This window comes from Leifsonia araucanica (genome assembly GCF_051161895.1).
GTDB lineage: Bacteria > Actinomycetota > Actinomycetes > Actinomycetales > Microbacteriaceae > Leifsonia.
In genome coordinates this window covers 2,217,799-2,239,009 of the sequence record NZ_JBMBTW010000002.1, presented here as the reverse complement: position 1 = coordinate 2,239,009, position 21,211 = coordinate 2,217,799, and the positions used below count along the sequence as shown (strand labels likewise).

At 69.8% G+C, this 21,211-nt stretch carries 14 protein-coding genes; 6 read left to right on the top strand and 8 right to left on the bottom strand.

The features are described 5' to 3' along the window. The first annotated feature begins 242 nt into the window (after nucleotides 1-242). Entirely contained in the window at nucleotides 243-2,798 is a 2,556-nt protein-coding gene (locus tag ACN6M5_RS10725) for a right-handed parallel beta-helix repeat-containing protein (protein ID WP_434949661.1), read from the top strand. Between the two features lie 98 nt (nucleotides 2,799-2,896). On the opposite strand, the gene ACN6M5_RS10720 is transcribed toward ACN6M5_RS10725, so the two are convergent. After that, nucleotides 2,897-4,246 carry an oligosaccharide flippase family protein gene (locus ACN6M5_RS10720; RefSeq protein WP_085369089.1) on the bottom strand — a complete coding sequence of 450 codons (1,350 nt, stop codon included), beginning with the start codon at nucleotides 4,244-4,246 and terminating at the stop codon, nucleotides 2,897-2,899. Beyond that, on the bottom strand, nucleotides 4,243-5,376 hold the full coding sequence (locus tag ACN6M5_RS10715; RefSeq protein WP_434949660.1) for a glycosyltransferase family 4 protein: 1,134 nt from the start codon (nucleotides 5,374-5,376) through the stop codon (nucleotides 4,243-4,245). The genes ACN6M5_RS10720 and ACN6M5_RS10715 overlap by 4 nt, the downstream gene beginning before the upstream one ends. Before the next feature lie 149 nt (nucleotides 5,377-5,525). Between ACN6M5_RS10715 and ACN6M5_RS10710 the strand changes: the two genes are divergently transcribed. Beyond that, on the top strand, nucleotides 5,526-6,572 hold the full coding sequence (locus ACN6M5_RS10710) for a glycosyltransferase (protein ID WP_434949658.1): 1,047 nt from the start codon (nucleotides 5,526-5,528) through the stop codon (nucleotides 6,570-6,572). Here ACN6M5_RS10710 and ACN6M5_RS10705 read toward each other — a convergent pair. Both ACN6M5_RS10705 and ACN6M5_RS10700 read right to left on the bottom strand, forming a co-directional pair. After that, a complete protein-coding gene (locus ACN6M5_RS10705; protein ID WP_434949656.1) occupies nucleotides 6,562-7,290 on the bottom strand; it encodes a polysaccharide deacetylase family protein in 729 nt (242 codons plus the stop codon). The genes ACN6M5_RS10710 and ACN6M5_RS10705 overlap by 11 nt on opposite strands. Next, a complete protein-coding gene (locus tag ACN6M5_RS10700) occupies nucleotides 7,287-8,228 on the bottom strand; it encodes a glycosyltransferase family 2 protein (RefSeq protein WP_434949654.1) in 942 nt (313 codons plus the stop codon). Before ACN6M5_RS10700 ends, ACN6M5_RS10705 begins: the two co-directional genes overlap by 4 nt. A 74-nt stretch (nucleotides 8,229-8,302) precedes the next feature. Here ACN6M5_RS10700 and ACN6M5_RS10695 point away from each other — a divergent pair, with 74 nt between their 5' ends. The 4 genes from ACN6M5_RS10695 to ACN6M5_RS10680 all read left to right on the top strand — a co-directional run bounded on the left by ACN6M5_RS10695 (nucleotide 8,303) and on the right by ACN6M5_RS10680 (nucleotide 12,141). Continuing rightward, on the top strand, nucleotides 8,303-9,208 hold the full coding sequence (locus ACN6M5_RS10695; protein WP_434949652.1) for a glycosyltransferase: 906 nt from the start codon (nucleotides 8,303-8,305) through the stop codon (nucleotides 9,206-9,208). Nucleotides 9,209-9,407: 199 nt separating this feature from the next. After that, entirely contained in the window at nucleotides 9,408-10,628 is a 1,221-nt protein-coding gene (locus ACN6M5_RS10690) for a DUF1972 domain-containing protein (RefSeq protein ID WP_434949650.1), read from the top strand. Further along, complete coding sequence (locus ACN6M5_RS10685; protein WP_434949648.1) at nucleotides 10,628-11,449, top strand: CDP-alcohol phosphatidyltransferase family protein; 822 nt, start codon at nucleotides 10,628-10,630, stop codon at nucleotides 11,447-11,449. Before ACN6M5_RS10690 ends, ACN6M5_RS10685 begins: the two co-directional genes overlap by 1 nt. Continuing rightward, nucleotides 11,446-12,141 carry a DUF4352 domain-containing protein gene (locus ACN6M5_RS10680; RefSeq protein ID WP_434949646.1) on the top strand — a complete coding sequence of 232 codons (696 nt, stop codon included), beginning with the start codon at nucleotides 11,446-11,448 and terminating at the stop codon, nucleotides 12,139-12,141. The genes ACN6M5_RS10685 and ACN6M5_RS10680 overlap by 4 nt, the downstream gene beginning before the upstream one ends. Nucleotides 12,142-12,317: 176 nt before the next feature. Here the strand turns inward: ACN6M5_RS10680 and ACN6M5_RS10675 are convergent, their stop codons facing one another. From ACN6M5_RS10675 to ACN6M5_RS10660, 4 genes are all read right to left on the bottom strand, one after another. Next, complete coding sequence (locus ACN6M5_RS10675) at nucleotides 12,318-13,775, bottom strand: tyrosine-protein kinase domain-containing protein (RefSeq protein WP_434949644.1); 1,458 nt, start codon at nucleotides 13,773-13,775, stop codon at nucleotides 12,318-12,320. A gap of 121 nt (nucleotides 13,776-13,896) precedes the next feature. Then, nucleotides 13,897-15,231, bottom strand: coding sequence for a hypothetical protein (locus tag ACN6M5_RS10670; protein ID WP_434949642.1), 1,335 nt, complete (start codon nucleotides 15,229-15,231; stop codon nucleotides 13,897-13,899). 83 nt (nucleotides 15,232-15,314) lie between these two features. Next, nucleotides 15,315-16,466: a glycosyltransferase family 4 protein gene (locus ACN6M5_RS10665; RefSeq protein ID WP_434949640.1), complete on the bottom strand. Its 1,152-nt coding sequence runs from the start codon at nucleotides 16,464-16,466 to the stop codon at nucleotides 15,315-15,317. 8 nt (nucleotides 16,467-16,474) lie between these two features. Then, nucleotides 16,475-21,193 (bottom strand): PKD domain-containing protein, encoded by a 4,719-nt coding sequence (locus ACN6M5_RS10660; RefSeq protein ID WP_434949638.1) that lies wholly within the window; start codon nucleotides 21,191-21,193, stop codon nucleotides 16,475-16,477. Between the last annotated feature and the right edge of the window lie 18 nt (nucleotides 21,194-21,211).

The window sequence follows — 21,211 nt, the reverse complement described above, 5'->3', positions numbered from 1 at the left end:
TGATGGTGAGAGCAATCGTGAGACACGCGGTACTCTTATTGATTTATGTTTCGCGCGGGCGTATCCCGTCTGCTAGCGTGCTCAGCAGCATTTCAGTAGTCGTTGGTCTCACCTACTGTTCCATCCCCACAACGACGAAAGTTTGGACAGACGTATTGATGATTCGTCAGCCTGCCCACCGTAATGAAACCCCCAAAAAGAACCGCAGACTCGGATACGGAATCGCCGCCGGCGCTACCGTCGTGGCTGTTGCGGCCTTCGGGCTGCCCGCGCTTGCAGCGACCGCAGCTCCACTGAGCTACCAGGTCGGTCAGCGCATCGTCGCCGACTCCCTCGACCGCACCCAGCCGAACGGCTGGGGTGCAGCCCAGGTCGGCGGCAGCTACTCGCTCAGCAGCAGCAAGTCGTTCTCCGCCGACGGGAAGACGGGCGTCATGGCGCTCCCCCGCCCGGGTTCGTCTCTCACCGCTGCTCTTCCCGCGGTCAGCGCGAACGATGTGACGGCGTCGACCACGATCGACGTGCCGCGCATCCCGACCAGTGGCAACGGCGTGTACGCCGGTCTGCAGCTGCGCCTCGCAGCAGGGTCGTACTACCAGGCGAACGTGCGCGTCGGCGCCGGAGGGAACCTCACGCTCACGATCGTGCGCGTCAACGGTTCCACCGCCAACCAGACGACGGTCGCACCCGAGGTGCGTGTCGCCACCGGCCTGAAGCCCGGCGCCAGCGTTCAGCTCGAGTTCCAGGCGACGGGCACCAACCCGGTCGCCCTCTCCGCACGTGCCTGGCAGAACGGCGCGGCCAAGCCCAACTGGCAGGCAACCGCATCCGACAGCAGCGCTCAGCGCATCCAGCGCGCGGGCAGCATCGCTGCCTGGTCGTACCTGTCCGGTTCCACGGCCGCACAGAACGTCGCCTTCGACAACTTGAGCGCGAGCACCCTGGTCCCCGTCACCACGACGACCCCGGCTCCCGCCCCGACGAAGCCGCCGACCACGACGCCCGCCCCGGCGCCGACCACTCCGGCCCCGGCTCCGACCACCCCGGCGAAGCCGGTTCCCCCGACGACGCCCACGCAGCCGACCCAGCCCACGCAGCCGGCGCCGTCAGCGGACCCGTCGATCGACACCACCGGGATGCGCGTCGCGGCAGGCGCAGCGGCCATCGGAAGCACGTCGTACGCCGTGCCGGCCAACGCGGTCGTCGTCTCGCCCTCCGGCTCGGACTCCGCGGCGGGCACCGTCGCTGCTCCGTTCCGCACGGTGCAGCGCGCGCTCGACGTGGCACCGTCCGGCGCGACCATCGTGCTCCGCGGTGGCACCTACCACGAGTCGGTGAACGTGCCGTCCGGCAAGGCCATCACCGTGCAGTCGTACCCGAAGGAAGCCGCCTGGTTCGATGGCAGCTCCGTGGTCGGCGGCTGGGCGAAGTCCGGGACGACCTGGGTCGCCTCCGGCTGGAACCACGTCTTCGACGCGAGCCCCACGTACGACCGTGGAGCATCCGACGGTACGGCAGCGGGCTGGCAGTGGCTGAACCCCGCATACCCGATGGCCGCGCATCCCGACCAGCTGTTCGTCGGCGGGGTCGCGCAGACGCAGGTCTCCAGCCGCGCCGCCGTCAAGCCGGGCACGTTCTTCTACGACACGGGAGCCAAGGCACTCGTGATGGGGTCCGACCCGACCGGCAAGGAGGTCCGCGCGAGCGACCTGCAGAAGGCCATCTCGGTCGGCAGCACCGGCTTCACCCTGAAGGGTGTCGGCGTGCGCCGCTACGCCCCGTCTGTCCCTGACATGGGCACGGTCACCGACTACAAGGGCGGCGCGACGTTCGAGAACGTCTCGTTCCTCGACAACGCCACCACCGGGGTGTCGGTCGGCGGCTCCGGCAACACCTTCCGCCAGGTGACGGCGGCCCGCAACGGCCTGCTCGGCATCCACGCGAACAACTCGGACAACCTCAAACTGACGGGTGTGCTCGCGGCCAACGACAACAGCGAGAACTTCAACACATCGCCCGTCAGCGGCGGCGTGAAGATCACCCGGTCGCGCGGGGTCGACGTCCGGTCGAGCGCGTTCCTCAACAACGCCAGCCACGGCCTGTGGTTCGACGAGTCGGTGTACGGGATGACCGTCGCGGGCAACGACTCGCTCAACAATGTCGGCAACGGCATCGTCATCGAGATCTCGGCTACGGCCAACCTCGTCGACAACGTGGTGTCCGGCAACCAGAAGTCCGGCATCAAGCTGAACGACGTGAGCAACGCGCAGGTCTGGAACAACACCATCTCGAACAACGTGCGCAACCTGGACATCACCCAGGACTCGCGCCGTGGGGCGAACGCGTCCGACGCCGGTCACGACCAGCGCCAGGCCTTCCCCGACCCGACGATGACCTGGATCACCGGCCCGATCTCGATCAGCAACAACGTGATCTCCGGTGGCTCGGGCAACTGCCTGCTCTGCGTCGAGGACTACTCGCACCAGTTCTCTGCGGCCCAGATGAAGATCACGGCGGACCACAACCTGTACCGCCGCCCGTCGGCGAGCGCGCCGTCGTGGGCAGTGATCTGGTCCCGTGGGGCCGGTGACCCGGCGATCTACCCGACCTTCTCCGCCTTCACCGCGGCGACCGGTCAGGATGCGCACAGTGTGCTCCAGGAGGGCGCGGCGTCCGCGGCGCCCACCCAGCTCACCGGCATCGCCGCGGCGCTCACCAGTGTGCCGACCGGTATCCCGGCCGCGCTCGCCTCTCTGGCGGGCAAGCCTGCAGGAAGCGTCCACCTCGGGGCCTGGTAGCCCGGAGCTCCCACCCCGCAGCACTCGAGCCCAGGGTTCTTCGCCTCACGACATGGTCGTCAGGCGGGAGCCCTGGGCTCGCTGTTGTTGCGTGCGTTTCAGACCGGGGCGGGCACGTCGGCCAGCTCGGCGCGACGGCGGCGCAGATCGCGGGAAACGAACCAGAGGTTCGGGATCACCTGGCACAGCAGCACGCTGACCGCGGAGCCGACGATCGGCCCTCCGGCGCCGATCACTCCGATCAGCCACCAGGAGAGGCCGAGGTTCAGCGGGATGCTCGCGAGGATCGGCCAGACCTGGAAGGTGAGGCCGCGCTGGTCGGTCATGTACATCCCGACCGGGTACTTGGCCGCCTGCAGCGCGACGAACACGACGAAGCCGCCGATCAGCCACGGGTCGAGCGTGAGCGCGTCGCCGGCGATGAACTTCGTGAGCCAGGGCGCGAGCACGGCGAGGGCCAGCCCGATGGCGAGGCCGCCCGCGAGGAACCAGATCGTCGGCTTGAGCGGGGACTCGACCCTGCGCTCCGAGCGGGCGCGCGCGTAGATCGGCCAGAGCGCGACGCCGGCCGCGGCGATCGTCTGCACGGCGAGGCCGAACAGCTGGGAGGCGAGGTTGTACTGCGCGAGTTCTGTCCCGGTCGTCAGGTGGCTGAGCAGCAGCCGGTCCGTCTGCATCGCGATCGGCAGCGCGACCATCTGTACGAGCATCGGCCAGGCGACGCCGATGGCGGGCACGCCGGGGTAGCGGCGGGGGAACGGCACCTCGCGCAGCGCGGCTCCGACCTGTGGCTTGATCATCCTGGCCGCCACCAGCAGGCAGATCAGCGACGCCAGCCCGTTGGCGATGTAGGAGAGGATCGCGATGAAGCTCCCCGCGGGCGCTGACAGCGCCACCAGCGTCGCGATGCCGAGGAACATCGCGGGCGCGACCACGGCCTGACTCGCCACCTGGGTGCTCGTCTTGCCCAGCCCGACCAGGATGCGCGAACCGACGCTCAGCGGAAGCACCAGCCCGAACGTGCCGAGGCAGAGCATCGCCGCAAGGCTGCCGCCGTCCGGGAGCAGTCCCTGGCCGAGCAGCAGCGGCCACCAGCCGAGCAGCGAGATGACGATGCCGATCCCGATGATCGTGGCGCCGGACAGCAACAGGATGCGGAACGCCGTCGTCAGCGTGCGCCGCACCACGGGGTCGCTGCGCGGGTCGGAGGAGCCGGCGACCGCGTTGATCGCGACGGCGGCGATACCGAGGTCCGCGAACGGCAGCAGGGCGGGGAGCGCGGCGAGCAGCCCGTACTGGGCGTACGCGTCGGTGCCGAAGTTCTGGATGATGAGGCGGCTGTTGACGATGCCGATGATGCCGGAGACGCCCATCACGAGCACCTTCATGACGGCCGTCGATCCGACCGACTTGAGCATCCCTGTGCCTGCGGCCCTCGCGTGGCTCATCGGGCCACCGGATGCGCAGGGTCGTCGAACAGCAGGCGTCCCGCCGCGATCCGCCCGTCGACGGCGGGCAGCGTGGCGAGGATGTCGGCCTTGGCACGATCGGCGTCGACGGCGGCGGCGATCGCCCCGGCGATGCGCGCGGCGCTCGCGTCGGACGGGAGCACCCTGTGCCGCTTCTCGCGCAGCCAGTCCGCGATGCCGGTCTCGTCGGTCGTCACGATCTCGCAGCCGTGCGCGAGCGCTTCGACGATGGGCAGGCCGACCTGTTCGCGCCAGCCGGGCATCCTGCGCGACGGGAGCACCAGGGCGTGCGCGGTGCGGAGGTGCGCGTGGATCTCGGAGCGGGGAGGGTCGATGTGGAGGGTGATCGTCGGGTCCGCGGCCGCTGCGGCGCGGGCGTCGTCGAGCTGGCTGCCGGTGCCGAGGAGGGTGAGCCGCGCATCCGGCCTGCTCTCCCGGACGAGCGGCCAGGCGGCGAGCACGTCGCTGAAGCCTTTGCGCGCTCCGAAGTTGCCGAGGAAGACGACGCTGTTCCTGTCGCCGTTCCCGCTGTCCGAGTTGCCCGCGTCGCTCGCGTCGCCGACGCACGGGCACGGGCTCGGCAGCGCCTCGACGGTGGAGTGCCGCCGCGGCTGCGTGCGGAACGACTGCGCGTAGAGCCCGTGCGCCCCTGCCGTGCCGAACACCGCGTTGTCGACCCTGCGCCAGACGTACTCGGCCAGGAGGCGTTCGATGCCGCGGCGCACGCGGGTCTTGAAGCGGGGAGGGGTGGTCGCGAACGGGTCGAGGTTCTCGATGGCATACGTGGCGACGGTCACGCGGCGGCCGCCGACGATGCGGCGGAGGCCGATGGCGAAGAGGGTGACCGCGGTGCGGGGCAGCGCATCCAGGTAGAGCGGTTCGTTGATCTCGAGGTGGGTGATCCTGCTGGTGAGGGCGAGGCGCGCTGCGGCGATGGTGCCCGCCTGGGCGAGCTCGAGGCCGTCCGTGAGGTCTTCGTCGAAGTCGTAGCGTTTGCTGCGGAAGACGATGGCAGCAGGCTCCAGCTCGCGCGCCCGCTCCAGGTGCACGCTGCGCACTTGGTCGTAGAGCCGCACGCGGGGGTGCTGCAGGCTGGTTGCGGTGGCCATCTCGTCGAACGTCCTTCGGCCGGCGAGGGTCGGTTCGCTGGCTCTGTCGAACGAGCTTAGGACGAATCCGGATCAATAACGAGCATTTCTCATCAAATGTCCCCTGCTTGTGGGGGACGCATCCCGGTGGGCCTATTGTGGGTGGCACCATGACAGCCGCAGAGCGAATCGTCGTGCAGCAGTCGTTCCCCGACCCGCGGCCGACCACGAACCCGTACATCATCATGCTGCGCGACAGTCTGCGCTCGACCCCCGACCTCGAACTGCGCACGTTCTCCTGGAAGAAGGCGCTGCTCGGCCGGTACGACGTGTTCCACGCGCACTGGCCGGAGATCCTCGTCGCGGGCCAGAGCAAGCCGAAGGCGCTCGTCCGGCAGGCGCTGTTCGTGCTGCTGATGTGGAAGCTCGCGCTCACGAAGACGCCCATCGTCCGGACGACCCACAACCTTCACCTGCCCACCGGCATCTCCCGCCGCGAGCACGCCCTGCTGCGCTGGTTCGACAACAGGACCACCCTGCGCATCCGGCTGAACCCGACCACCGAGTTCGCGCCGGGCGTGGAGTACGCGACCATCCTGCACGGCCACTATCGAGACTGGTTCGCCGCATACGCGAAGAGCTCCCCGCAGCAGGGGCGGGTCGGTTACTTCGGGCTGATCCGCCGCTACAAGGGCGTCGAAGAACTGCTGGATGTGTTCGGCGCCGTGCCGGGGGACAACCTCCGGCTCGAGGTCGCAGGCAAGCCGTCCAGCGACGAACTCGCCACCTCCGTCCTGGAACGGGCGGAGCGCGACCACCGCGTCGACGTCACCCTCGCGTTCCTGCACGACGCCGAGATCGTCGAGCTGGTGTCGCGGGCGGCGCTGATCGCTCTGCCGTACCGCGAGATGCACAACTCCGGAGGCGCCCTCACGGCGCTGTCGCTCGACCGGCCGATCCTGGTGCCGGACAACCCGACGACGGCGGCGCTTGCCGAGGAGGTCGGCCAGGCGTGGGTGCACAGGTACACCGGGGCGCTGACACCGGATGCGCTGGCCGCCGCCATCGCGGACGTCGCGGAGACGCCGCCGGCCGGCAGGCCGGACCTGAGCGCGCGCGACTGGGCGAAGGCGGGCGAGCAGCACGCGGACGCCTACCGTCAGGCGATCGCCCTGGCGGGCAGCAGGGCGGCGAGGCGACGCTCGGTCAGTGCGTGAAGCGGGCCTCGCGCACGAGCCTGCCGGTCGCTGCGACCTCACCGAGTGACCGCAGGCTCAGCCCCTTGTCCGCGTAACCCGCGGCGACGGCCGACACCAATCGCCCCTTGTCGAGCTCGGGCGCCGGCCCGTCGTCGACCCCGTCGACCGCGTCGGCGAACCCGTCGTGCCCGAGGATGATCGCGCCGCGCTCGCCCTGCACGGCGAGCCGCAGCCGTTCCTCGGTCGATGTCGTCCGCCAGTCGGCGAGCGTCGGCCCCCACAGCACGGGCGTCATCCCGGCGGCTCTGGTCGCCCGCCAGACGCGCATGTTCTGCGCGCCGTACGGCGGCCGGAACCAGCGCACGGGGACGCCCGCCGCGTCTTCGAGCTCGGAGCGGCTGTCGCGCATCCTGGAGCGGATGCTGTCCGGCGGGAGGGTGGTGAGGCGCTGGTGGTCCGGCCCGTGGAGGGCGATCTCGTGACCGGCGGCCACCACGTCGCGCAGCAGCGCGGGCGCACGGCGGACGCGGGTGAGCAGCACGAAGAACGTGGCCGTCGCTCCGGCGTCGCCGAGCGCGGAGAGCACCTTCTGCGTGTCGCCGTCGACCGGCCCGTCGTCGAAGGTGAGCGCGACGAGCGGCGCATCCGTCCGCACCCGCATCACGGAGCCGACCGGCGCGCCGACGCGGCGCACGGCCGTGACGGCGCCGTTGCGCAGCCTGTGCAGCGCGCTCATGCCGCGGCCTCCGTGCGCGCGTACTCCTGGTAGACGCCGCCGAACGCTCCCCAGATCATCCCGAGTCCCCGGTATGCCGCCCGCGAACCGCGGGCCTGGTGCCGCAGGGAGCCCGTCACGATCCCGAGCGCGACCCTCAGCACCCCGCCGACGACCCTGGCCGCGCCGCCGACCACCGCCCACAGCCGCGCGGCGAGCATCCCGCCCGCGCCCTCGGCGAGCCGCAGCCGCACCACGGCCGCCGAGTTGCCGTGACTCCACGCGCGCCGCAGCACCCACCGCCTGTTCTGCCGCGCGGGAGGGACGAGGTCGGTGATCACGGACTCGTTGCACCACACCATCCGGAACCCGGCGTGGTGCAGCTGGCGGCTGAACAGGGTGTCCTCTCCGCCGCTCAGTCCGAGGTCGACGGCGAACCGCACGGCGCTGCTGCGCACCTGGTCGAGGTCGAGCAGCAGGTTGCCCGCTGCGGCGACGTCGATGTCCGTCCCCGTCGGCAGCGAACGCCGGGTGAAGAAGTCGCCGGCCTTCAGCCACGGGTCGAGCGGCCGCTCGAACGCCGCGACCACCCTCCCGGCCACCGCGGCGGCCTCCGACGCCTCCCACACCCGCACCAGCTGGGCCAGCCAGCCGGGATGCGGCCGCTCGTCGTCGTCGATGAACGCCAGCAGCCGCGACCCGGACGCCTCGTCGATGGCCCGGTTGCGCACGGCGGCGATCCCGGGGTGCGGCTCGACGACGTACCGCACGCCCTCCACCGCGGACGCCGCCGCCCTGCCGCTTCCCTCCGGGTCGTTGTCGACGGCGAGCACCTCGACGGTGTAATCGCTGTCGTCCTCCGCTTCGAGAGCGCGTCCGTGCGCGACGAGGGCGGGCAGCAGCTCGCGCAGGTCGTCAGGGCGGTGGTATGTGGGCACCGCGATCGTCAGGTTCGGCACAGGGACAACCTATCCACAGTCGGCCGCGTTCGTCTGCCCCGGGCCGGGCAGCACCCCCGTGATACCATCCGCGGATGGTCGGACAGCTCGCGGTCGTCGTTGTGAACTACGGCTCGTCGTCCCTGCTGCGCGCCAACCTCGTCCCGCTCGCCGACGCCATGCCCGAAGCGCGTTTCGTCGTGGTGGACAACTTCTCCGATGCCGGCGAACGCGCCGCCGTCGTCGCTCTCGGCGCCGAGCGCGGCTGGCTGATCGTCACGCCGGAGGGCAACCTCGGTTTCGGGCTCGGGATGAACGCGGGCGTCGATGCCGCGCGCGCGGCCGGTGCGAGCAGTTTCCTGCTGCTGAACCCGGATGCGACCATCGCGCGGGATGCGGTGGAGACGCTCGCCGCCGCCGTCGCCGCCGAGCCGCTTGCCCTGCTGGCCCCGCGCATCCTGCGGCCGGACGGGTCCGTCTGGTTCGACGGGTCCGACCTGGATCTCGGTGACGGGCGGATCACCGCGACGCGCAAGCGGGCCGTCGCCGACGATCCGCGCCTCGAGCAGTGGCTGTCCGGTGCCTGCCTGATGGTGTCCGCCGAGCTGTGGGATCGCATCGGCGGGTTCGGCGACGGGTACTTCCTGTACTGGGAGGACGTGGAGCTGTCCTATCGGGCGCGCAGGGCGGGGGCGAGCGTCCGGGTGGTGGATGCGGCGGTCGCCGTGCACGCGGAGGGCGGCACCCAGGGCGACGGGCTGGAGAGCGCCGGCGCCGCGAAGTCCGAGGGGTACTACTACTTCAACATCCGCAACCGGCTGGTGTTCGCGTCGCGGAATCTGGATGCGGCGACCGTGCGGAGGTGGAGGAGGGCGAGCCTCCCCATCGCGTGGGAGGTGTTGCTGCAGGGCGGGCGGCGCCAGTTCGCGCACCCGGTCGCTCCGCTCCGGGCGGCGTTCACCGGTGTCAGGGACGGGTTGCGGGCGTCCCGAAAGAAGTGAGAAACACTCGCCCCCCGAAGAAGGGGGCATTCAATGAGGATTTCTCGGATTAGACTGGCGGGGCAACAGCAGCCCGACGCTGAAGCGATCCTTTCCACCCGTGGTGTGCCCCGACTCGGTCCAGTCGGAGCGCGGACCGTGCCGACGTCGGCGAACCGACGGCCGGAGACGGCCAGACACGACGGGGAGCGGAAATCCGATGGGCGCAGGGGGAAAGCAACTCAGCATCGCACTGGTCGGGACGCGTGGCGTCCCGGCTCGGTACGGCGGGTTCGAGACGTGCGTCGAAGAGGTCGGAAGCCGGCTCGCCGACCGCGGCCACAGCGTCCGGGTCTATTGCCGTCGTGTGGAGACCGCCGACGGCGCAGAGCCGCAGGAGGAGCCGGCGAGCTACAAGGGCATGACCCTCGTGCACCAGGGCGCCATGCGGCGCAGGTCGCTCGAAACCCTCAGTCACACCGGACTCTCGGTCGGCCACCTGCTCACCCACCGGACAGACGCCGCGATCGTCTTCAACGCGGCCAACTCGCTGTACCTGCCGATGCTGCGTGCTGCGCGCATCCCGGTCGCGACCCACGTCGACGGACTGGAGTGGCAGCGCGCCAAGTGGGGTGCGATGGGCAGGCGGTACTACCGCTTCGCCGAGTCCGCCGCCGTCCGCTGGTCGGATGCGCTGATCGCCGACGCGCAGGGCATCGCCGACTACTACACCACCGAGTTCGCGGCGGGCACGAGGCTGATCGCCTACGGAGCGCCGACCGTCGCGGGAGCCACCCACCGCCTCGGCGAACTGGGCCTCGCACCGCACGGCTATCACCTCGTCGTGGCTCGCTTCGAGCCGGAGAACCACGTCGACACCATCGTGGACGGTTACCGGAGGAGCGACGCGAAGCTGCCGCTCGTCGTCGTCGGCTCCGCACCGTACGCCGAGGAGTACACGCGCAGGGTGCGCGCCCTCGCGGACGACCGGGTGCGCTTCCTCGGCGGGGTCTGGGACCAGGAGCTGCTCGATCAGCTCTACGCGTCGGCATACACCTACCTGCACGGCCACTCGGTCGGCGGAACGAACCCGTCGCTGCTCAGGGCCGTCGGGGCCGGCACGCCGACCATCGCGTACGACGTCCCGTTCAACAGCGAGGTCCTCGGCGACGCAGGCCTCTACTTCTCTGCCGCCTCCGACCTCTCCGGCACCATCGGCTTCGCAGAGGCGGCCGTCGAGCAGCACGCCGCGCGCAGCACGGCCACCCGCGAGCGCGCGAAGCGCTACGACTGGGATGCGGTCGCCGACGCATACGAAGCACTCTGCAGTGACCTCGTGGAGCGCAGGGCGGTCAAGCCGAAGCGTCCCGTGTTCGGGCAGCGCGTGAACGGGCAGAGCAGACTGGCCTCCGTGGCCGTCCCGGCAGAGCGGACCAGCTGATGAGCGCCGGATCGGCAGAAGCGGCGGCAGCGGGCGCCGCTCGCGAGAGCTACCTCGACGTGGTGCACCGCCTGGCGGCGGCGCAGAAGCCGGCAGCCAGGAGTGCGCCGGCATACTCCCGCTACGTCAACCGCCGCATCGGCCGCTACCTCGCCGCGTGGGCGTACCGCGCAGGACTCACCCCGAACGCCGTCACCGCCATCAGCGCCGTCTGGACGTTCGCGGCCATCGCCATCCTCGTCGTCTTCCCTCCGTCCTGGTGGGCCGGGATCACCGTCGCCGTGCTGCTGCTCGTCGGCTACGCGTTCGACAGCGCTGACGGACAGGTCTCCCGGCTCACCGGACTCAGCAGTCCGGCGGGCGAATGGCTCGATCACATGGTCGACGCGACCAAGGTGGTCACCATGCCGCTGGCGCTCGCCGTCGGCTTCTGGCTGCACGGCTCCGCGCCGACCTGGTGGCTGCTCATCCCCGTGGCGTTCTCGATCGTCTCGTCCGTGCTGTTCTTCGGCATGATCCTGACCGAGCAGCTCCGCCGGCAGCGCGGGCGCGCATCCATCGCCGCCGACGCCCCAGGACGCCCGTCATGGATGCGCGCCATCGCGGTCCTGCCGATGGACTACGGCGTGCTCTGCCTCTCGTTCGTGCTCCTCGGCGCACTGCCGCTGTTCCTGGTGGTGTACACCCTGCTCTTCGCGGCCACGACCGCGTTCCTCCTGCTGGCGGCTGCCAGCTGGTTCCGGGAGCTGCGCGCCCCGGCCACCCCCGACCAGCACCTGGCAACCGACCAACGCCAGAGCACCGAAGAAGGACGATCATGACCGACGCAACAGAGGCCACCAGAGGCCCGGACCACCACGTCCGCAACCGCATCACGCTCATCGTCGTCGGCAGTGTCGCCGTCGCAGCGGTGGCAGCCGGCCTCATCGTCGCCGGCATCCACGGCGCACAGCCGGGCGGCCCAGTGCCGAACGCGCTGCAGCCGGTGGCGACGCAGCAGGCCGCACCGTCCGACACCCCGGCGACCGGCGGGTCGAACAGCACAGCGACGCCCGCGCCGGGCGGCACGAAGAGCGAGGCTCCCGCTGCCCGCAGCGACGAGGTCAAGTACGGCCAGAAGGTCGCAGAGACGGTGAGCACCAAGCAGAAGGCGAAGACGCCGGCCGGTCTCACCGCCGCCGTCACGAAGCTGGAGGCGTACACCGCCACCGCATCCCGTGCAGGCGAGGTCAGCGGACCGTCGGTGAAGGCGACGATCACGCTCACGAACAACACGGGCGCTGCCGTGCCGCTCACCGCGGTCACCGTCAACGGATACTACGGAGACGACGCGACGCCGGCGGCCAGGGTCGACAGTGACAAGGCCACGAAGCCGTTCGGCTCCGAACTCGCGCCCGGCGCGACGGCGACGGCCACCTACGTCTTCACCGTGCCGGACGACGCGAAGACGGTCACCGTCACCCTCGCCGACGCCGCGGGCGCCAAGCTCGTGGTGTTCACCGGAGCGCGCTGAGCGTCAACCGATCACCAGCAAATTCAGGTCGGAAACGCGGACACGACGCGTCAGCCCTCGCTGGCGCTTCCGCACGTACGGAGGGCGCCAGCGACTCGCCGACCGAAAGTCCGCTCAAACGGACTTTCGGCGCCGGCCCGCCGCAATCTCCGCGCGAGCGGAGCCGCACCCGCCGACTACTTGTGGGTGGGCACCGACTCCGACGACTCTGCGGAGTCGGCGTCGTCCGGCGCCGCTGCTGTGCCGGCGGCGGTGGACGATGCACGGGTCGGCAGGCCGAAGCGACGCTGCGGCTGCTTGGCCGCCGGGTAGTACACGTCCCTGTTCTTCTGCGCGCTGACCCGGTTGAGCACGATGCCCAGCACCGTGACGCCCGACTTCTCCAGGGAGTCCATCGTCTGGGTGAGCTGCTGGCGACGGACGTGCGTGCGGTCGACGACCACGATCGCTCCGCCCACCTGGCGGGCGAGGATCGCGGCGTCTGCCACCGCGATGAGCGGGGCCGTGTCGATCACGACCACGTCGTAGTCGGCGACCAGGCGGCCGAGCAGTTCGGTCATCGCCCGCGACGAGAGGAGCTCGCTCGGGTTCGGCGGGATCGGACCGGAGGTGAGCACGTCCAGGCTGCCCTCGCCCCAGCGCTGCACGACGTCGGAGAACTCCGCCCGGCCGGCGAGCACGGAGGTGAGGCCGGCGTCTCCGACCAGTCCGGAGTAGTTGGCGACCATCGGGCGGCGCAGGTCCGCGTCGATGAGCAGGGCGCGCTGGCCGGTCTCCGCGAGGGCGAGCGCCAGGTTGGTGGCGATCATCGACTTGCCCTCAGCGGGGATGGACGAGGTGACCACGATGCCCCGCGAGGGGGAGCCCAGCGTGACGAACTCCAGGTTCGACCGCAGCTGCCGATAGTTCTCCGCCGAGTTGGACAGCGGCTCGACGGCGAGAACGGGACGCGGATGCTTGCCCCGCTCTTTCTGAATGGAGCCGAGCAGCGGAGCCTGGGTGACCGCGGCCGCGATCTCTGCGCTGTGCACGCGCGTGTCGAGCGTGGCCCTGAGCACCAGGATCAGCACGCCGACGATGAGGCCGAGCAGCAGCCCGGTGACCACGTTGAGGCGGGTGTTCGGCGATGACGGGTCTTTCGGCTCGCTCGCGTTCTCGATCACCCGGACGGACACCGTGGTCTGCCCCTCAGCGTTCTTCGGCGCGATCTGCTCGACCGTCTTGCTGAGGCTGGCGGCGACCGCGTTCGCGATCTTCGCGGCCTGCGCGGGGTCGGGGTCCGTCACCGCGAGTTCCAGGATGACCGTGTTCTGCGGGGTGCTGACGGCGATGGCGTCCGCGAGGCCCTTGGCGGTCACATCCAGGTCGAGGTCGTCGACCACCGGCTGGAGCACGACGGGCGACTCCGCCAGCTGGGCGAAGGACAGCATCTGGTTCTGGGTGTACGTCGAACCCTGGCTGAGGTCGCTGGCCGACCCGCCGAAGTTCAGCGAGAAGTAGAGACCGGAGGTGGCCGTGTACACCGGCTTCGCGATCTGTGACAGACCGAAACCGGCGAGGCCGCCGACGATGGTCGCGATCACGATCACGTACCAGAACCGCCGGAATGCGGTGAGGTACTGGTGCGTGTTCATGGACGGGCCTCCCAGGGAGTCGGATGTGATGGCAGGCGCCGCTCGCTCGCCGGGCAGCGAGCGGTGGATCGCTCGGGTGTCTGGCGGACGGGGGACGCGGTCGGGCGTCGTTGAAGGCATTCTAGGCGGCGCTCCTCACCGGAGGACGCGCGTCGGTGCGAGTGTGACGCGGGTGCTCCTGCGAGTGGCCGTCCAGCATGACTCCCGCGGAATTGAGGGGGAGCAGCTGCGTCGTCGCTGCGAGTCCGGCGACGAACCACACGAAGATCGAGTACTGGGTGATGAGGGCCACCGTCGCGAAGGCGGGGATCTGGGCGACCAGCGCGATCGTCGCCGGGCTTGCCTTGCGCCTGACCAGCAGGATGATGCCGCCGGCGAGAGCGACCAGGATGCCCAGCAGCACGATCACGCCATTGGTGAGCCCGGTCAGGATGAGCTGGCTGTCGATCGAGCGGAAGTCCCCGAAGTAGAGGTTGCCCGCCGAGTTCTTCTCGGCGGACGTCGCGACGCCGATCGGGTTCATCGTGCCGATCAGCGAGAGCAGGTCTCCCCGGTAGTTCGCGCTGTCGCTCGCCTCGGAGCCGGCGTCGTCGAACACCGCGGCGACCAGCGGGAACAGCACGGCGGAGACGGCGAGCATCACGGCGACGAGCACGATCCTCGCCTTCCTGGTGATCGCGTCGCGCATGAACAGGATGCTCAGTACGAGCCCGAGCAGTGCGCAGATCATCCCGATCCTGCTGAAGGTGAACACGGTCCCGACCAGCATCAGCAGCACCATGCCGGCACGCACCCAGAGCCGGAACGGCGCGGCCAGCGTGAGCGGAACGGCCAGAGCCAGGCTGGACCCGAGCGCGATGGAGTGGCCGAACGCCCCCTCGGCGCGCGGGACGCCGCCGCGCTCCTGGATGCTGCCCCAGATCGTGTAGAGCGAGTTGCCGGCGTGGATCTCCACGAACGGGTTCCAGTGCGTCAGCCCCTCGATGACGGCGAGGAGGGCGACGACGGTGAAGACGATGGCGATGGCGGCGTGCAGCCAGCGCGCATCCACCTTCAGCGGAGCGAACCGGCCGACCAGATAGGCGATGACGTAGTAGGTGACGATGCTGAACAGCGCGCTGACGGCGATGGATGCGCTGCCCGTGTAGAGCGAGCACACCGCGGCGACCACCACAAGCACCACCAGCCCGTCCACCCAGCTGAGCCGCAGGCGCGGGATGGGCAGAAGGGCGGCGAGCACGAGGAGCCCGGCAGCCGTCGCGGGAGGGAGGTAGTAGTTGCCGTTGAAGCCGACGTTGACGCCCAGCCAGATCGGCACGAAGGCGAGCACGCAGATCCAGACGCAGACGGCGAGCCTGGGCGAGCGGCGGAGCACGAGGAAGCCGACGAAGGCGACCACCAGCGCGAGCGCCAGCAGGAGCGACCTGTCCACGACCGGACCGGTCAGCGCCGCCATGTGAAACATCCTCATCACCCCCTTCCGCCCATGTTAAGCCAGCGGGCGCCGCAGCGCCCGTTCGAGTTCGCGAGCGCCGGTCGTCAGCGCGTGCGAGCGTTGCCGCGCACGATCGCGGCGATCCTGCGGCGGTAGGCGTCCGGGCTGTGCCGGCGTTCGGCCGCCTCGGCGTCCGAACCGACGTTCGCCCTGGTGTCTTCCCAGTCCGCGATGGTTCCGACCAGGGCGTCCGCCAGCGAGTCCGAGCTGCCGGGGACGACGGTGGTGGCCGTCGCGTATCCCGCCGTCGCCTCGAGGAGACCGCTCGTGGCGCTCGCGATGACCGGACGGCCGCTCAGGATGGCTTCGACGGCGGTGTTGCCGAACGGCTCGTCGGCGCGCGACGGCACGAGGACGACGTCGCCGCCGTGCACGTACTCCCACACCGACGGCTGGAACCCGCGGAAGCTGACCCTGTCGCCGAGCTTCTTCTTCTCGACCTGCTCGCGCAGTGCCGTCTCGTACCATTCGTAGCCGGGGAACACCGCTCCGACGAGGTCGAGCGTCGCCGGCACGCCGCGACGGTCGAGCTCGGCGATCGCGTCGATGGCGACATCGACGCCCTTGCGGGGAGAGAGCCTGCCGATGTACGTCACCCGCAGGTCGCCGTCGATGCTCGCCCGCACGGGCGTGCGCTCCGGCGGGCCGGGGACGGCGTTGTACACGACCTCCGCGCGGCGCTCCAGCGACGGGAACGACCCGCCGAGCACGCCGACGCTGAACCTGCTGTTGGCCACGATGGTGTTCGCGAGCAGCAGCGGCAGCGCCAGGATGCGCCGGAGCAGAGGGGAGGCGGAGCTCTCGCCCTCGTGCACGTGACAGAGCACGGGCACGAGGGCGAGGCGTCCGAGTCCGATCCAGAGGGGCACGGTGACCGTGTTCACGTAGACGAGGGCCGGACGCTCCTGGCGGAGCATCCGCATCCCGTCGACGAGGCCGCGGACGGCCGTGCCGACGAACCGCACGAAGCCGAGGGGGCGGAGGGCGCTCTTGCGCACCACGGGTGCCGCGCACCTCCTGACCCTCGCCCCGCGGGCGACGACTTCGGGCAGCAGCGGGCCGTCGTCCGGCACCGTCACCACCACATCCCAGCCGTCGTCCACGAGGGCGGTGACGCTCTCGAGGAGCACCCGGTCGGAGCCGTACAGCTCCGAGCTCGGGTGCGCCACGAGAACCGTGCGCCGCGTGCGGTTCATCCGGTCGTTCACTGTGCGGGCACCACCACGAAGTCATCGAAACGGGTGGTGACCGGGATGTCGGTCGCCGTTCCGGAGACGTAGGTGCGGAGTCCGGTGAACCCGGCGGCCTGGAGGGCTGCCGTCGCATCCGTGGAGGTCAGCTGCCAGGCAGCGGGCTCCGTGGTGGACGCGGACCACACCTTGGCCCTGATCGTAGTCGGCGACGTGCCGAACACCTGCAGGTGGATCTTCAGCTTGTCACCGGCGGCAACCGTCAGGTTGGGGACGTTGAGCGCGGACAGGGTCGTCGAACCCTGCATCAGCTGGAGCTGCACGGCACCGGTCGACTTGACCCATGCCCTGGCCTCGTAGTCGTTCGTGCCGATCATGCGGCCGATCGCCGAGTAGTAGATGCCGCCACCGGTCGCCGCCTTGTCGGCGGAGACCGTGACCGTCACATCGGCACTCGTCTGGGTGACCGTGGTCAGCGTCGCCGTCTTCGTCGTCCCGGCGGCTGCGACCTGCTGGCCGACGCCGTTCGCGACGTTGAAGCTGGTGGCGCCGCCCGAGAGCGTCCACGCCCCACCCTTGTCCGCCGTTCCCCAGCCGTTCGCCACGGAGCGTTCGAACGCATCCTGGGCGAGGGCGTTGGGGGCCGGGTTGGTCGCGGTCACCGCGCGGGTGGTGGTGGCCGTGCCTCCCCGGTTGTCCGTCACGGTCAGGGTGATCGTGTACGGGCCGGCTGCAGCGAAGGTGTGCGTCGTGGTCGCTCCGGTTCCCGTCGCTCCGTCTCCGAAGTTCCAGGCGTACGAGGCGATCGTGCCGTCCGGGTCTGCCGAGGCCGAACCGTTGACCGAGACCCCGAGGTTCGTGACCGTTGCGGTGAACGACGCGGTCGGGAGCTGGTTCGGCGGGACGGTCGTGGTGACCTGGTGCGAGACCGAGGTCGACAGACCCTGGTTGTCCGTCACCGTGAGGGTCACCGTGAACGTGTCGCCGGTGGCGTACGTGTGGGTGGCCGTCGCTCCGGTTCCCGTCGCTCCGTCTCCGAAGTCCCAGGCGTACGAGGCGATGGTGCCGTCCGGGTCGTTCGAGGTCGAGCCGTCGAACGATGCGCCGAGGTTCGTCACCGAGGAGGTGAACGCTGCCACGGGCGGCTGGTTCGGCGGTGCGGCCTGAACGGCGACACCCTTGGTGATGCTCGCGGTCGCGCCCTTGTCGTCGGTCACCGTCAGCTTCACGGGGTATGTGCCCGTGTCGGAGAAGGTGTGCGTCGCCGTCGCTCCGGTCGCTGTCGCTCCGTCACCGAAGTCCCAGGCGTACGAGGCGATGGTGCCGTCCGGGTCTGACGAACCGGATGCGTCGAAGCTCGCGTCGAGGAACGTCGCCGAGGAGGTGAACGCTGCCACCGGCGGCTGGTTCGGCGGTGCGGCCTGGACGGCCACGACCTTCGTCACGGTGCCTGTCCCACCCTGGTTGTCCGTCACGGTCAGCTTCACGGGGTAGCTGCCGCTCTGGAGGAAGGTGTGGGTGGCCGTGGCTCCGGTGGCGGTGTCACCGTCTCCGAAGTCCCAGGCGTACGAGGCGATCGTGCCGTCCGGGTCCGTGGATGCCGTGCCGTCGAAGCTCGCGTCGAGGAACGTCGCAGAGGACGTGAACGACGCGGTCGGCAGCTGGTTCGGCAGGGTGCCGGACGTTCCGAGCGAGTAGTGGTTCGCCACATCCTGAGCGCTCAGCACGCTCGGGTAGACGGCAGCCTCGTCCAGCGTCCCGCTGAAGTACGGTCCGGTGGAGCCCCAGGTGTTGTCACCGCCGATGCGCCAGTATCCGCTGTATGCCTGCGCCTGCGTCTGCGGGTTGGTGCCGACGAGCTGACCGTCGACGTAGAGGGCCATGCCGTTCGGCCCCTGCGACGCCACCGCCTGGTGCCACTGGTTGTTGTTCAGCGGGTTGGGCGATGTGATGGTGTTGGCCTGACCGGTCCAGACGCCGAACACGATGCGGCCGTCGTCCTGCATGTAGACGTGGCGGTCGTAGTTGCTCGACAGGCCGGTCTGCTGGTCGCCGAAGCCGATCAGCTTTCCGCCCTTGGTGGTGGTCGTCTTGAACCAGATCTCCTCGGTGTACACCGAGGGGTTGGCGAACTGCTGGTTGCTCGTCACGATGCCGCCGGACGATCCGGAGTTGTTCGTGTTGAACCGCACGGCCTTGTCAGCCGTGCCTGGCAGGACGCCGCTCTGGTTCTTGGTGGTCGCGGTGCCGGAGTACGTGCCGTTGTTGGTGTACGCGTCCGCACTGTTGGCCACGGAGCCGCTGGTCTCGTCGAGACGCCAGAAGATGTCCGGGTTGCCGTTGTAGACGGCAGCTCCGTATGCATCCGCGGGAGCGGGGGCGAGGGGGGACGGACGACCGGATGCGACGAACTGGTTCACCACGGTGCTGCGGTCGAGGACCGTCGGGTAGATCGACACCTGGCCGATGTCACCGGCGAAGTAGCTGCTCGCCGGCTGGTTGGGCCATCCGCCGATGTTGTCACCGCCGATGCGCCAGTAGCCCTGGTAGTTCTGGCCGCTGGTCACATCCGTGCGGCTGCCGACCTGCTTGCCGTCGAGGTACAGCCGCATGCCGTTCGCGCCGAGCGACGCGACGACCTGGTGCCACTGCCCGTCGTTGTACGAGCCGGAGCTGTTCAGCGTCGCGACGCCTCCCGGGTAGACGCCGAACCAGATCTTCCCGCCGTTGTCCATGTAGACGTGACGGTCGTAGCTGCCGGACTGCCCGGTGTTCACGTTGCCGAAGCCGAGGATCTTGCCTCCGCTGGTCGACGTGGTGCGGAACCACGCGGACGCCGTGTACGTGTCAGGCGCCTGGATGGCGGTCTGCGTGACGGCCAGGCTGGTCGACCCGTTGAACGTGCTGGCGGTGGTGCCCGTGATCGGGCCGGCCGCACCCTGGGTGACGGCGGTCTCCTGCACGTCGTTGAACCCGATGTGGTCGAAACCGGTTGTGCCGCTCGACTCGTCCAGCGGCCAGTACGAGGATGCTCCCGCCTGCGTCACCGAGTCGGAGTACGCGCCCCCGCTGTTGGTGGCTGCGACGGTCACCGCGTTCGTGTCACGCGAGGTGGTGTTGCCGAACGGGTCGTACACCTTCACGTGATAGATCGGATGCGATCCCGGCGTGAGCCCGCTGTCCACGAACCCGATCATCGGCCGGGTGTAGAAGTTGGAGCGCACGGTGGTCTGATAGACGGGCGTTGTGCCCGCATCCCGGTACACCTTGTACGTGAGGTATCCGTTGTCGTTGTCGTAGGTCGCAGCGAAGCTCACCCGGACCTGTCCTGCGTTGAACGACGCAGCGTTCGGGACGAGCGGGATGCCCTGGGGGCCGACCTTGTTCGGGGCGGAGCTCGACAGCGCGAAACGCGTCAGGCCCTGCTGCTGGATGCCGTTGACCGTCGGGAATTCGCCGCCGTAGACGACGTACTTGTCGTTGCCGGAGACGCTCCAGGTGGCCTGGCTCTGGCCGGTGAAGGTGCCGACCGTCCAGCTGGGGAACCAGTCGAGCAGCGACGGGGACGGGGTGCCCGCCCAGTTGAAGTAGCCGTACGGGTCGTTCGTGATCGTGCCGGTCGCCGCCTTGCTGAAGGCGATCGAGTTGTGGAACGTCCAGGTCGGGCTCGTCTGCGGGAAGCCGCCGATGTTGCCGCAGTAGTGCGGGTGGCCTGCCACGTAGAGGGCCTTGTCGCCCTGCGCGAAGATCGAGTACGTGTCACCGTGGCAGTCCTCGACCCAGTTGACGGCGCCGGTGTTCGGGTCGGCGGAGAAGCTTCCCTCGAGGTTGCCGCCTGCGCCGAAGACGTATCCGGAGCCGTACACGCGGTCGTTGGTCGTGTAGAGAGCGGTGATGCTCGCCTGCGTCCCCGCGTTGCGCACGGTCTGGTTGGCGGCGAACGGCAGGATCGCCGCCGTGCTCGCATCCACGGCGCCGAGGCCGTAGTTGGCGACGCCGCCGAGGTTCTGGAAGCGGCCGCCGACGATCAGCTTGGAGCCGTCCTTGGTCAGCGCGAGCGCATCCACCGGGGCGTCGGCGTTGGCCTGCCAGTTGAGGGTCGAGCCGTCCGTGGCGCTCACCGCTCCGACGTACGCGCGGGCGACGCCGTTGATGCTGGAGGCGTCACCGCCCGTGTACACGGTGGTGTTCGACGCCGCGACTGCGCGGGTCTGGCTCTCCATGATGGGGCGGAAGGCCGTCACGATGGTGTTCGTCGCCGTCGAGAACGCTGCGAGACGGTAGTAGCCCTTGCTGTCGATGGAGGTGAAGTCGCCGACCACGTAGATGCGCGACCCGTCGGGGGATGCTGTGATCCCGAGGGCCTGCGCGTTCAGGTTCGGCGCGAAGGGGAGGAGGCTGCCCGTTGTGATGTCGTAGGCGAGCAGGTTGTTGCGGGGGGTCTCGTTCGTGCCCGCCGGCGAGCCGTACGGCCGCGCGGAGGTGAACTTGCCCGCGACGTACACCGTGTTGCCCACGACGACCTGAGCCCACACGACGCCGTTGATCTGGGGGGTCGGGAGCACGTCGTCGGTGACGGTGGTGGGAGTGGCGGGATTCGTCGGGTCTGGTGGGGCACTGTCAGCGGAGGCCGGCGATGCGATCGCGAGTCCTCCGAAGACCAAGCCCACCGCTGTGACGATCGCGGTCAGGATGCCCAGCGAGCGAGCGCGTGGGCGGAGTTCTGTGGTCATGACAACCTCGGTGTCTGT